Below are 13,591 nucleotides of genomic sequence, written 5' to 3'. Positions count from 1 at the left end.
GCAAGTCCTTTCAGACGCAAGTTTTAGAAGCAAGTCCTTTCAGACGTAGCCTGCCGCATCGCAGATATTACGCTTACAGGGACTATCATTTCAGATGATGGAGCCAGATGATAACAGGACTTACGCACTTGCGATAAGCTCCTTGGGTTTTGGACAATTTCTCGCGGGCTGCGCCCGCGAGAAATTGTCCAACCGCGTAAGTCCTAGATAAATCAACTTCGCTACAGTCGGGCGGCTCTTACGGCGGCCCCGATCAGCCCGACCTGAGGATTCAGCACTACATGCACCGGGACTTGCTCCAGCAGGGGACTCATGCGCCCCTTGTCAAGAAACGCCTCCATAAAGCCGCCCGCCTTTAGCACGTCCAGGTTTTTGGCCGCGATGCCGCCTGCGATGTAGAGGCCGCCAAAGGGCAGTAGCTTCAGCGCTAGGTTGCCTGCTTCGGCTCCATAGGACGAGGCAAAGAGGGTCATGGTCTGCTGGCAGAGGCGATCGCCCGCATGAGCGCCCAGGGAAATCACCGCGCCCGGATCGACGGATTTTTCTGCCTTGCCCGCCTCGCGCTCCCAGGTGAGGATTTTTGCGCCGATGTCGGGTGACTCTTCGGCAAGCTGGCGATCGCGCAAAAACTGATAAATTGACACAATCCCCTGCCCCGACACAATGCGCTCGGCCGAGAGGCGATTGATGCTGAGCTTGTCTAGCAAATATTTCAGCAGTTGAAATTCCAGTTCTGAACGGGGCGCAAAATCAGCGTGTCCCCCCTCCGACGGGTAGACGTAATACACGCCCCCTTGAGGAATCAAGAAGCCCTGACCTAGCCCTGTGCCTGCGCCAATGACGGCGATGGGGGCATTGGGCTGGGGCTTGCCGACCTGGAGCGTGTAATAGTCGTCTTCACCCAGGCCTAAAATGCCGTAGCCGACGGCTTCAAAATCGTTGATCAGGCTGATATTGGGAATGTTGAGTTCGCGGCTGAGGCGATCGCCCTCCAGGGTCCAGGAGAGATTGGTCAGCACGGAGGTATTGTTGACCACGGGGCCGGCGATCGCAAAGCAGGCTTTCTCGATTCCAGGAGCGCAGCCCATGCAGCTTTCTGCATCTGCCAGAAACGCCCGCACCATCGGCACCAGGTCGAGATATTCCGCACTGACATAGCGCATCTCATGGAGCGTTTGCAGCTTAATCGGGCCGTCGTCGCTGTGGACTTCTGCCAGCCGCAGAATGGTCTTGGTGCCGCCGATGTCGCCTGCCAAAAGTCGAGTCATGATGCGATGTCATCCACAAATAGGGGGTCTAGAACGGGCTGGGGGGCTTCGTCCGCGTCGTCGTCCTCAACGTCCTCAAAATCATCGACATCGACATTGTAGGCGGGATTGTAGTCGGGTTCCAACTCGGCTGCCGCCGCTGCCCAAATTCCTTCGGAATCTTCATCGTACTCGTCGTATTCATCATCCTCTTCAGATACTGCGGCAGGGGCGATCGCCCGGTTGGCCACCGTGCCGATAATGGGCAGGTGAAATTCCTCCAGCTTTTTCAGCACCTCTTTGGTCTTGGAATAGGCCGTCTGGCGCACTGCCAGCACCAGCAAGATGCCGTCTGCCTGGGCCGCCAAGAAGTTGGCATCCACCGTGCTGCCCAGGTTGGGCGTGTCGTACAGGATCAGGTCAAACTGGGCATCAAACGCCGCCATCAGGTCTTTCATCTGGGGCGAGGCCAGCATTTTGGTCGTGCCGGGGGGCGTTTGCCCTGCGGTGAGGATGCACAGATGCTCCAGGCTGGGGCACTCTTGGATGGCATCTTCGGGATAGACTTTTTGCGCCAGCAGTTCACTCAGCCCGCATTCATTCGGCAAGTTCAGAATGCTGTGCAGCTTGGGCGATCGCAGGTTAGCATCCACCAGCAGCACGCGCTGCCCCGCCGCCGCCGCCGTCTGCGCCAGGTGGAGGGCAGTGGTGGTCTTGCCGTCGCCCGCTGCAGGAGAGCAAACGACGAGCGATCGCACCAGGTTGTTGGGGTTCAGGAACCGCAGGCTGGCGTAGAAATTGTTCACCGCGTCCAGAAACGGGAAGGCATCCTCGCTCAGTTCCCCACTGCTGGGCGCAATGCTAAGCAGGCTGCCGCAGGGGTCGGCCGTGGCGCAGGCCGGCAGCACCCCCAGCAGAGGCACGGGCACGGCATCTTTCACATCTTCTGCGCCGAAAAAGATGTTTTGCCGCTTTTCAATCAGCACTGCCGTTCCCAGTCCCAATGCCAGCCCAGCCACCATGCCCATCATCAGCTTCTTGCGAGAGCTATTCGGATCGGGAATGGCAGCGCCGCTAGGATCACGAGGCAGCATGGGTTCTGAGATTAGTTCCCACGGCACTTGCGTCTGGGCGGCTTCTACTCGCAGCGTCTCGCGCTGCCCCAGCAGTTGATCCAGCGTGCGGGTGGCCACGCCCAGCTCGCGCTGAATCTCGGCATACCGACGGGCGATCGCCGGAAACTGCTGCACCTGGCGCGAAACCTCTGCCTGTCGCCGCGCCAAAAACTGATCCCGCATCTGCAACACCTGCATCTCGTTCGCCGTCGTGATCAGTTGTTGAATCAGCCCCAGCCGCAGCGAGTCTTGATAGGTCAGCGAATCCGCCTTGCGGGCAAGCTGTGGTCCCAAAATGCGATTGGCCTGCTGCCCCAGCACGGTCGTCAAATTGGCCTGCCGCTGTCGCAATCGCTGAATAATCGGGCTTTCGTCGGTAAAGCGACTCGACTCCAGCGCAATCTGGCTGTCGATTTCATTGATGCTGCTGAGCAACTGCTGATAGCGCGGATCCTGGCTGAGGGCCGAAGCGGCGATCGCCTCATTGGGCGACAGACCCAACTGCCGTTGCAGCGTGTTATAAAGCACGCGCTGTTCTTGAATCTGCTGCTGGGTTGCGACTTGCTGCTCCGTCACCGTCTGGAGTTGCGAAAAGATTTGCCCCCCCTGCGAAGATGGATCGATGAGTTCGTAGGATTGCTGCAATTCCTGGAGTTGTTTTTCTAGCTCAGCCACCCGCCGTTGCAGGCTAGGAAGCTGATCTTCGATGAACTTCACCCCCTCACTAATGCGAGACTTGCGATCCTCCAGGCTATAGCGCAGATACTTACTCGCCAGCTCATTCAGCACCATCTGCACCAGTTCCGCATCAGAGCCAGAGTAGCCCACCTGCAAAATCTTCGTTTCCGTTGTGCGAGTATTGCCAATTCGCCCCAGCTCCAACCCCTGGATGAGCTGAGAGTAAGTAAACGCTGGGTACTTCGCCTGAACCTTTTCATACACCTCTTCCAGCACCTTGGGACTCCGCAAAATTTGCAGTTGCGTCGGATAGTCCAGGCTGAAAATGTCCCGACTGGGCACACCGCCCGCAGAACGGGTCAACGCCGTTGGCTCGGCAATCCGCGCCTCCGAGGTCACAGGCTCCACCAGCAGTTGAAAGTTGCCGCGATAGGTGGGCAGATCAGAGGCAGTGGATAACCAGGCGGCGATTGACAATGCCCCCGTCATTCCTCCAATGATCAAGATCTTCCGCTTCACCATGCGGATCAGTCCGCCGATTGGCAGTCCGCCCTTTTTCGGAGCGCTGGCTTCTCCAGGCTCATCGAGGGCTTGCATATCCAAATCCTGATCCATAGTTTTCTCGCTGTGATGTCTCTCGCAATGCGGGGTCATCCATTTGCCTATGGAAACCGCTAGGGCTTAAAGGCTGATAGGAACCCCTGAATTTTTTGCTTAGAACCTTGAGAATCCGCGCTTAAATTTCAGGTTGAACGCCCCACTCTGAAAGGCGTTTTTTGAAAGGCGTTTTTTGAAAAGCGGCTCTAGAATGCACCCCCAACCGAACCAGCCATGCGTCTTCGCCAGAAATTGCCCAAACCCTGAGCCATTTGGGTAGCTCCCCTCTGCTCTAGGGGTTCCGAGGAGACGGGGCCAGGAGATTGCCCAGCCCATCAAACACGCGAAAAATGGAAAACACGCCGTTGAGCGGGCTGAGCAGCGTATTTAGAAAATCAGAGGTAGATGCGAGGGACGATCGCCCGACTACGATAATGTCGTTACTGCGAAGCGGCGGATTGGTGGCATCGTTCAGGCTGGCCGCAAAATCAATCTCTACATCGCGCTTCGTCACGGTTCCGTCGGGATTTAGCCGGATCAGGCTGACTTCGCTCTGGCGGGCCCGCTGTCGATTGAACCCGCCCGCCGCCATGATGGCCTGATTCAGCGAGACATTCGGCGGCAGCGCAATAGTGCCCGGTCGCATCACCTCGCCCACGATGTTGACGTTAATCGTAGCGGGGGAAAAGCTGGCGGCGGCAATCTGGGCGGATTCTGCCGGGTCGATAGTGTCGGCCTGAGGAATGACCACCGTATCACCATCTTGCAGCGCAATATCTTGAGAAATGTCGCCGGCCTGCAAGAATCGCCACAGATCAACCGTAATGCTCTGCTCTCCGCTGGGCGTGGGGCGGCGTACCTCGATAGCCCGCACGTTGGCCAATTGGGTGATGCCACCTGCCGCCTGGATGGCGGTGCTGACGGTTTGCTTTTGGGAGGTTGCGCCCGTTGCTGGGTTGACGGTGTAAATTCCAGGGCGATTCACCTGACCGATAATCCCAATCCGCATGGGCCGGGGAGCCAGCAGCGTCACGGTAATCAGCGGATCGTCGATATAGCGGGCGTAGCGCTGAGCTAGGGTGTTGGCGGCCTGCTCCAGCGTCATGTTCTGCACCGATACATTGCCAATCCAGGGCAGGTTTAGAGAGCCATCCGACAGAATGGTGTACTGCCCATTCTGCCCGCTGAATTCTGGCACGTCGAAAATATCAATGCGAATCGCGTCGCCTGCGCCCAGGATGTAGGTATCGCGGCCTTGGGCGGCGGGTAGGGGCTGTTGGAGGGCGAAGGGCGAGTCCGTTTGGGGTGTGGCGGGCAGGAGCGGCATCAAGGGCTGCAACCCCGGTTGGGGCGAGGGTTGTCCCTGCGCTGGGGCGTTTGTCATCGGCGCAGCAGGAGAGGTCGGGGTTGCTGTCCATCCTGTCGAAGACGTGCCTGTCGAAGACGTTTGCGCGGCAACAGGGAGGGCAGTGGCGCTAATGACGGACAGGGCAATAGTGCTAATGAAAACTGTTAATGCCGTATTAACACGGATATTGTTGCGGTGGGCGATTGGACGGACACGCTGCGGCACAGGAGGGCAGAGAGCGTCGGGAAGATGAGTCGCAACAGTCTGGATTGGGGGTGTCATAGACGCTGATTTTTAAGTGAGACGCATCTTTGCGATCGGTGCAGTTTGAATTGGGCTTAGGTGAATGAGCGGGTTTTCAATTTTGGTGCTGTTCGGTGCTGGATTCGACTCTGGTAAAGGCAGAGCGGGCGATCGCACGCTGCGTTGATTCAGAAACTCTGGCTTTAGAATGCCCAACTGCTGGCTCTCAGTAACGCCCGCAAGTCTAGTCAAAATTGCGGAGATTGCCAGGATTTGCTTCGGCTTTGATGCATCTTGGCGTGCTTAAAACCGGGACGATATTGCCCCTCAATCCGGTTTCAGTCCAGCCGTTGGAAGTTTCTGCAACGCATACTTGGCGTGGCAAATGTTACCACCTCATCCCGGATGGGCACACTGGATTGGGGCGCAGCCTCAGCCCGCCCCTAGCACATCACCCCTGCAAAAGCAGCCATGACGATTGCGTATCTGGTGAATCAATATCCCAAGGTCAGCCACAGCTTTATCCGGCGAGAGATCCTGGCGCTGGAGGCGGCTGGCACGCCCGTTGCTCGCTTTTCGGTGCGCTCCTGTAGCGGCGAACTGGTCGATCCTGGTGACCAGGCAGAGCTACACAAAACTCAGGTGATCTTGTCGCGGGGTGTTTCTGGCTTGCTGACCGGATTAATTCAAACGGCGTTGGCTCACCCCGGACAGTTTCTAAAAGCACTTGCCTTTACGCTAAAGATTAGTCGTCGGGGTCAGCGCGGGCTGGCTCATCATCTGGCTTACCTAGCAGAAGCCTGCATTTTGCGACGCGAGTTTGAGATCCAGGGAATTACGCATGTCCATGCTCATTTTGGTACGAACTCCACAACCGTAGCCATGTTGTGTCACGCGCTGGGCGGGCCGACCTATAGCTTTACGGTGCATGGCCCCGAAGAATTTGACCGACCAGAGGCGCTGCTGCTACCCGAAAAGATCCGGCGGGCGGCAGCGGTAGTGGCGATCAGCGCCTTTGGCAAAAGTCAGCTCATGCGCTGGTGTGAGGCTGCCGACTGGCGCAAGATTCAGGTGGTTCACTGCGGCGTAGATGAAGAATTTCTCACTCAGGCGGCGACCCCGGTTCCCGAAACGCAGCGGTTGGTCTGCGTGGGGCGACTGAGTGAGCAAAAGGGACACCTGCTGTTGCTGGAGGCGATCGCCCCCCTGGCGGCCGAGGGTATTCCCTTCAAGCTCGTGCTGGTGGGCGATGGCGAACTGCGTCCCCAGGTAGAGGCGGCCATTGCTCAGTATGGTCTGGAGTCTTACGTCGAGATTACGGGCTGGGCCAGCAGCGCAGAGGTGCGGCAGCAGCTTCAGACTGCCCGTGCGCTGGTGCTGCCCAGCTTTGCAGAAGGGCTGCCCGTCGTGCTGATGGAGGCGCTGGCGCTGGCGCGTCCGGTTGTCAGTACCTACGTAGCGGGGATTCCCGAACTGGTGGAGCCGGGGCGATCGGGCTGGCTGGTGCCGCCGGGTGCGGTAGAAGACCTGACGGCGGCGCTACGGGAGGTGCTGCAAGCAGACACAAAGACGCTCAGCGCGATGGGACATCATGGGCGATCGCGCGTGGTTCAGCAGCACAACGCCGCCACCGAAGCTCGTAAGCTGGCCGCCCTATTCCAGCAGATTGAAGCCGAAGCGCGATTGTCTGAGGCGATCGCCCTACCTGACCTGTCCCAACCGATCCCCGAAGGCTAGGCATTGCCTGTGGTTGCTCCTATGCTGTCTGCCCCAACCTCATCTGCTGCCTTCGCTCAACAGCATCTAGCCTGCTTGGAACGCGACCAAACGTCTCTCTGCCCCTTCTCATGGAATTCGCATGGCCTCTTCTGCCTCTCTCAACCGACTAGCCCTCAGCGGCGTGATCTGGACTATTGCAGGCTACGGAGCCAGCCAGGTCATGCGCTTTGGCGGCAACCTGATCCTGACGCGGCTGCTGTTGCCGGAATATTTCGGACTGATGGCGCTGGTGAATATTCCCATCATCGGGCTGCAACTGTTTTCCGATGTGGGCATCATTCCCAGCATTGTGCAAAACAAGCGCGGCGACGAACCCGCGTTTTACAACACGGCCTGGACGCTGCAAATTGTTCGGGGCTTTGGGCTATGGCTGTTTTGTCTGGCGATCGCTTATCCCACGGCCCAGTTCTACAACGAGCCGCGCCTGCTCTGGCTAATTCCCGTCGTCGGGCTGACCACGATTCTCAATGGGTTTGAGTCCACCGCCGTTGCCACCCTGCGTCGCCACGTTGACCTCGCCAAAACCATCAAATTTGACGCGCTAATGCAGGCGGCCTCCCTAATTTTCATGATTATCTGGGCCGGATTCAGCCCGACGATCTGGGCGCTGGTGGGCGGCAACCTGGTGGCGGCAGCCCTGCGAACGGCTCGAAGCTTCTGGCTGATTCCGGGCTATCGCAACCAACTGTGCTGGGACAAAGACTCGCTGCGAGATCTCTTTAGTTTTGGCCGCTGGATCTTTATCTCTACCGCGCTGACCTTTCTGGCAACCCAGGCTGATCGTCTGATTCTGGGTAAATACATCTCCATCACCATGCTGGGGATTTACACCATTGCCTTTACCCTGTCGGACATTCCCCGGCAGGTGATTGGTGCATTGGGAACCAAGGTGATTTTTCCCGTGGTGTCGCGCACGGCAGATCTGCCCCGGCCTGAACTGCGGGCCAAGATTTTGAAAAAGCGCTGGCTGCTGCTGATGGGGTCGGCGCTGCTGCTGTCGGGCGTGGTGGGCTTTGGCGATTTATTCATCCTGACGCTGTATGACAACCGCTATCGGGATGCCGCGTGGATGGTGCCTGTGATGTCCTTTGGGCTATGGCACACGCTGCTGTATAGCACCATGAACCCCTGCCTGCTGAGCGTGGGCAAATCAGTTTACGGCGCTTGGGGTAATCTGCTGCGGTTTGGGGCGATCGCCCTTGGGATTCCCTATGGGTTTGATGCGGCGGGGCTATGGGGTGGCGTGCTGGCCATCACCTTTAGCGATTTGCCGATGTATGGCGTGGTGCTATACGGACTGGAAAAAGAGCGGCTGGGCTGCTGGCGGCAGGATGTGCAGGCGACGGCCGTGTTTTTGGGACTGCTGGCGGCGGTGCTGGGGCTGCGGCTGGCGCTGGGTTGGGGGCTGCCTGCCTTTGGCGGATCGGTGTAAATCCTGAGGAGCGATCGCCATGAGTCCAACAGTTGCCCTGGTGATGTACGGCTGGATTCCCATCGTGCTGTACCTGTTCACGCGCTATTCCCCCCCGCGGGCCGTCATCATCAGTTTTGTAATCGCGTGGCTATTCCTGCCGCAGGCGGCCATCGTGCTGCCCAGCATTCCCGACTACACCAAAATGTCGGCGACTTGCTATGGCATTTTGCTGGCAGTGTTTGTGTTCGACTCAGGACGATTTAGCACCTTCAAACCCGGCTGGATCGACGGACTGATGGCGCTGTATTGCATCAGTCCATTTGTCTCGTCAATGGCCAATGGGCTGGGGGCCTACGACGGCGTTTCCAGCAGCCTGGAGCAGGTCGTGAGTTGGGGGCTACCCTACTTTTTTGGGCGATTGTACCTGAGTAACCTGGCGGGCATGAAGCACTTGGCGATCGCCATCTTTGCGGGTGGCCTAACCTATATTCCCTTCACCCTCTACGAATCGCGCTTTAGCCCCCAACTTCACCGGATGGTCTACGGCTATCACGCCCGCGCCGACTTTTCTCAAACCATGCGGATGGGCGGCTATCGCCCTACGGTGTTTATGTCCCACGGGCTAGCGGTGGGAGCCTGGATGATGGCGGCGGCGCTAGTGGGCATCTGGCTCTGGAAAAGCGGCGTGCTGAAAAAGTATTGGGATCAGCCGATGAAAACGCTGGTGCCCGTCATGGTGGTCAGCTTTCTCAACTGCCGATCGACGGGAGCCTACCTACTGCTGGTGTTTGGCCTGATCATCCTATTTCTGGGCAGCAAGCTGAAAACCTACATTCCGCTCATCTTCCTGGTCGTGTTCATCGGCACGTACCTCTACATGGGCGCAACGGGCTACATCACGCCCGATCGCCGCGACAGCATCGAAGAATTTGTCACCAAGACGCTGAATGCGGAACGCGCTCAATCGCTGATCTTCCGGTTGGAAAACGAGGAACTGCTGAGCGAGAAAGCCCGCCAGCGGCCTGTGTTTGGCTGGGGCGGCTGGGGGCGGGCCCGCGTCTACGATGACTACGGCAAAGACATTTCTGTGACGGACAGCCTGTGGATCATTGCCTTTGGGAATCAGGGCGCGTTTGGGCTGATCACGCTGTTCAGCACCATGATCGTCCCGTCGTTTCTGCTGTGCGTCAGTCGCTACCCGCCAAAAGTTTGGGCCCACCCGCTGGCGGCTCCTGCGGTCTGCGTGGCAGTCGTCACGATTCTGTTTGCGCTGGACTGTGTGCTAAACGCCATGCCCAATCCTATTTTCACCCTCTCTAGCGGCGGCATTGCGGGGCTGGTGCTGAAACCGGAGCCGCTGCGAAAACGAGTGCCCAAACGCAAACCCGCGGGGCGATCGCTCCCTCGTCGAAGGCAGAGCATACCGCTCGCTTCACCCTAGATTTGGGAACGCTAATTGAAAGACTTGCGATGTGCTGCGACTCACTTTTTTGCTGCTCCTGAGGTTATTTTCATGCAAAAGATGATGCCATCATCTCTGCGCGTTTTGTACGCGGCTGGGCCCGGTAACGTGATTGGTACGTATCAGCACTGGAGCCAGCAAAAAGATGACCCATCGCAGGTGTCTGTGACGTACTCCGGACAGTTCTTTGAAGTCTGTCGCGAACTCAATGCGAATGCTTATGTGATTTCTTCGTGTCGAGATAAACGAACGCTTCGGGATGGCGCATTTATCCTAGAACATCGACCCATTCCCTTTCGGAAGGCAACGGGGCTGCTCTACCACGCAGGGCAGATTTGGTATGGGCTGCGGCTGGCGATTACAGCTGTGCGGTTCCGCGCTGATGTGGCGGTTGTGGCTGATGGCACCACCCACTGGTTTATGCTGTCGCTGCTGCCCCGGCTGGGGGTGCAGGTAATCCCATCGCTGCACTGTGTCCTGTGGCGCAAGTTTTTGCCCATGCGAAAACTTGAAAAGACCGCGCTCAGGTGGGGAAAACGCTTGTTTCAGCGGGATTGTCGCGCAATTTTGGCGATTTCTGATGATATCGCTGAGCAGGTCGCCATGATCACCCATCGTCAGCATCGCACCATCTCCATCTTTACCCCTGTTTATCGGCGGGAACAGTTTGCCCTGCTGAAGCCGCCTGACGAAGCGCGATCGCCCTTCCGCGTGCTGTTTGCGGGACGCATCGAGCCAGAAAAGGGCGTGTTTGACCTGCTGGACATCGCCAAGCAAACGCGCAGCCTCAGCCCCAATATCGTATTCGACCTGTGCGGCGATGGCTCGGCGCTGGATGCCCTGAGACAGGCAGCGGCCACAGCGGGATTGGCGGATTCCTTTATCTGCCACGGCCACTGCGACCAGTCCGCTATGCGGCGGCGCTACGAAGCATCCCATGCCGTCATCGTGCCCACCCGCACCGACTTTGTGGAGGGCTTTAACAAAGTGGTGGTGGAAGGGGTGCTGGCGGGTCGTCCGGTGGTCACGTCCGCTGCCTGCCCTGCCCTGTCTGCTGTGCGCGAGGCGGTGGTCGAAGTGCCGCCAAACGATATCGCAGCCTACGCCGAGGCGCTGGTGACGCTGATGGGCGATCGCGCTTTCTATCAGCAAAAGCAGCAAGCCTGCCTCAAGCTGCAAGACCGTTTCTATGACCCCAAGCGCGGCTGGGCTGCCCGATTGAAAACGCTGCTGCTGACTTGCAAATCGCAAAACTATGGTGCGAGTGCGCTGCAACCCGAATATCGCGAAACCTGACCGCAGTCCTGGGAATCGAATCCGAACAGCGCAAATCCAGAACCAAAGCACACTAAAGCACATTACGGAGCAACCCTATGTCATCTGTCGCCCATTTGCCTGACACGCCACCGGACACGCTACCGAACACGTCTTTGCCGGATAGAACCCCGGACATCACCCCGGATATCACCTTTGTCTGCTGCGTCGAGTCGGGCTGGCTGGAAACCCAGACCGTGCGGATGGTAGAGAGCCTGCGGCGCTGGGGCGGGGCCTTTGCCGATGCGCCCGTGGTGGCAGTCACGCCCCGCTTTGGGCCGCCGCTGTCGGGCAAGACGCTGCGGGCGTTTGACCGCCTGGGTGTGGAATACCTGCGTTTTCGCGCCCCCAATCCCTACGCCTGGAAAAGCTTTTTGAACAAGCACTACGCGATGGCGGCGGTTGAGGAACGCTGCACCACGGAGTTTCTGGGCTGGTTGGATAGCGACCTGCTGATTTTGGGCGAACCCGACCAGCTCCGCCTGTCCGACGACGAAGACTTTGCCGCCTGCGCCCCCGACAAAAACATCGGCACATCGGGCCCGGACGACCCGTTTGAACCCTACTGGCGCGAAGCTTGCAAGGTAGCAGGGCTGGAGCTATCCGATTTGCCGTGGGTGGTGACGGAGCGCGAGGGCATCAAAATCCGCCTGTACTGGAACAGCGGCGTGTTTGTCTATCGCCGCGCCACGGGCTTTTCCAAAGTCCACCTGGACACGACGCTGAAGCTGCTGGATGCTCACATTGCCTCCGCCAAGGCGGGCGTGTATTTCACCCAGCACACCCTGGGCATGACGATGGTGAAGATGGGCCTGCGCTGGCGATCGCTCCCCCATTCACACAATTACGGCATGGGCACCAAAACCCATGCCCAGTGGTATGACCCCGAAAAGCTGCGGCAAGCCAAGATCTTGCACTATCACGATGCGATGTGGATGCCGTTTTGGGACACGTTTCTGCAATGCCTGAACGACACGCATCCCGATGTAGGAACCTGGCTGGCAGCGCAGGGGCCCCTGGTCAACAGCGCCCCGCCCCAGTGGAAACTGCTGAGCAGGGGGCTAAATCGGCTACGCCAGCAAAAGGCCGCCGAATATCAAAAGCTCTGTACCGTGATTTGACGGATGAGTGGATTGATACCGTGATTTTAGCCGCTGTGTGATTTAATCTCAGTGGATCGAAAAGGACGGGTTCCGGTGCATTGATCGACCCATCGCTAGCCCAAAGCAACCCAGTTGTGCGCGTTTTTGATCAACCCCTATGACTCAATCTTTACCCCTGACCCCAGCGACCCGCCTGCTGGTGGTGATTGTGAACTATCGAACGCCCGACCTGACCATCGACACGCTGCGATCGCTCGTCCCCGAAATTCAGGCCATGCCCGATACCCGCGTGGTGGTGACCGATAACCTCTCGTCAGATGACTCGGTCACAAAAATCGGAGGGGCGATCGCCGCTGAGGGCTGGGACTCTTGGTGTACCTTTATGCCCCTCCCCAAAAACGGTGGCTTTGCCTATGGCAACAATGCGGCGATTCGGCCAGCGCTGCAATCAGAACACCCGCCAGACTATGTGCTGCTGCTCAACCCAGATACCATCGTTCGTCCGCGGGCACTGCAAGTGCTGGTGCAGTTCATGGACGAGCATCCCAGCGTGGGGATTGCGGGCAGTCGGCTAGAAGATCCAGACGGTACGCCCCAGCGCTCGGCCTTCCGGTTCCACACCCTGCTGAGCGAAATCGACAGCGGGCTGCGGCTGGGCGCGGTCAGCCAACTGCTAAACCGCTGGACCGTTGCGCCGCCTGTCTCAGACGAGACGTTTCAAACCGATTGGGTCGCTGGAGCCAGCATGATCATCCGCCGCGAGGTCTTCGATGCCGTCGGGCTAATGGATGAAGAATATTTCATGTACTACGAAGAGATGGACTTTTGCCTGCAAGCCTATCGCGCCGGGTGGCCCTGCTGGTATGTGCCAGAGAGCCACGTCGTGCATCTGGTGGGGCAAAGCTCCGGCGTGACCAACCAAAAGCAAGCGCCCAAGCGTCGCCCGCAGTATTGGTTCGATTCCCGCCGCCGCTATTTCGTGAAAAACCACGGCTGGCTCTATGCCGCTGCCACCGATGCCGTATGGGCCAGCACTTTTGCTCTCTGGCGGCTGCGGCGCGTCCTCCAGCAAAAGCCCGATGCCGACCCGCCCAATTTCCTGTCTGATTTCATCGCCAACAGCGTGTTTTTGAAGGGCGCAGATATTAAGCCCGCCCGCTGTTCCTGAGATGGCTTCGGCGGAAAGTCTGGCTGGGTTTTTCAGGTAGCGTTGAAAAATAGCGTTAAAGCGCTAGTCCCCCAAAAAAACTCTTTGAAGGGCTACTGCATACACACAAGTCTTCTACGCTTG

At 58.4% G+C, this 13,591-nt stretch carries 9 protein-coding genes; 6 read left to right on the top strand and 3 right to left on the bottom strand.

Features of this window, described 5'->3' with window-relative positions:
• Nucleotides 1-221: 221 nt before the first annotated feature.
• The 3 genes from HPC62_RS13225 to HPC62_RS13215 all read right to left on the bottom strand — a co-directional run bounded on the left by HPC62_RS13225 (nucleotide 222) and on the right by HPC62_RS13215 (nucleotide 5,210).
• The gene (locus HPC62_RS13225; RefSeq protein ID WP_172356398.1) at nucleotides 222-1,268 is read right to left on the bottom strand and encodes a glucokinase; all 1,047 of its coding nucleotides are present in this window, start codon (nucleotides 1,266-1,268) and stop codon (nucleotides 222-224) included.
• Nucleotides 1,265-3,655 (bottom strand): GumC family protein, encoded by a 2,391-nt coding sequence (locus HPC62_RS13220; protein ID WP_172356396.1) that lies wholly within the window; start codon nucleotides 3,653-3,655, stop codon nucleotides 1,265-1,267. The genes HPC62_RS13225 and HPC62_RS13220 overlap by 4 nt, the downstream gene beginning before the upstream one ends.
• Before the next feature lie 274 nt (nucleotides 3,656-3,929).
• Nucleotides 3,930-5,210 (bottom strand): polysaccharide biosynthesis/export family protein, encoded by a 1,281-nt coding sequence (locus tag HPC62_RS13215; RefSeq protein ID WP_225910546.1) that lies wholly within the window; start codon nucleotides 5,208-5,210, stop codon nucleotides 3,930-3,932.
• Nucleotides 5,211-5,699: 489 nt separating this feature from the next.
• Between HPC62_RS13215 and HPC62_RS13210 the strand changes: the two genes are divergently transcribed.
• The 6 genes from HPC62_RS13210 (at nucleotide 5,700) to HPC62_RS13185 (ending at nucleotide 13,468) form a co-directional block, all read left to right on the top strand.
• Entirely contained in the window at nucleotides 5,700-6,965 is a 1,266-nt protein-coding gene (locus HPC62_RS13210; protein ID WP_172356392.1) for a glycosyltransferase, read from the top strand.
• A gap of 121 nt (nucleotides 6,966-7,086) precedes the next feature.
• Nucleotides 7,087-8,439 carry an oligosaccharide flippase family protein gene (locus HPC62_RS13205; protein WP_172356390.1) on the top strand — a complete coding sequence of 451 codons (1,353 nt, stop codon included), beginning with the start codon at nucleotides 7,087-7,089 and terminating at the stop codon, nucleotides 8,437-8,439.
• Between the two features lie 19 nt (nucleotides 8,440-8,458).
• Nucleotides 8,459-9,862 (top strand): O-antigen ligase domain-containing protein, encoded by a 1,404-nt coding sequence (locus HPC62_RS13200; protein WP_172356388.1) that lies wholly within the window; start codon nucleotides 8,459-8,461, stop codon nucleotides 9,860-9,862.
• A gap of 72 nt (nucleotides 9,863-9,934) precedes the next feature.
• Nucleotides 9,935-11,179, top strand: coding sequence for a glycosyltransferase family 4 protein (locus HPC62_RS13195; RefSeq protein ID WP_205369872.1), 1,245 nt, complete (start codon nucleotides 9,935-9,937; stop codon nucleotides 11,177-11,179).
• A gap of 77 nt (nucleotides 11,180-11,256) precedes the next feature.
• Complete coding sequence (locus HPC62_RS13190; protein WP_205369873.1) at nucleotides 11,257-12,318, top strand: hypothetical protein; 1,062 nt, start codon at nucleotides 11,257-11,259, stop codon at nucleotides 12,316-12,318.
• Between the two features lie 139 nt (nucleotides 12,319-12,457).
• On the top strand, nucleotides 12,458-13,468 hold the full coding sequence (locus HPC62_RS13185; protein WP_172356386.1) for a glycosyltransferase family 2 protein: 1,011 nt from the start codon (nucleotides 12,458-12,460) through the stop codon (nucleotides 13,466-13,468).
• The last annotated feature ends 123 nt before the right edge of the window (nucleotides 13,469-13,591 follow it).

Origin of the sequence: Thermoleptolyngbya sichuanensis A183 (assembly GCF_013177315.1) — a bacterium.
GTDB classification, from domain to species: domain Bacteria; phylum Cyanobacteriota; class Cyanobacteriia; order Elainellales; family Elainellaceae; genus Thermoleptolyngbya; species Thermoleptolyngbya sichuanensis.
Note: the sequence above shows the minus strand (reverse complement) of the source record. Positions and strands in the feature narration are given on the sequence as shown.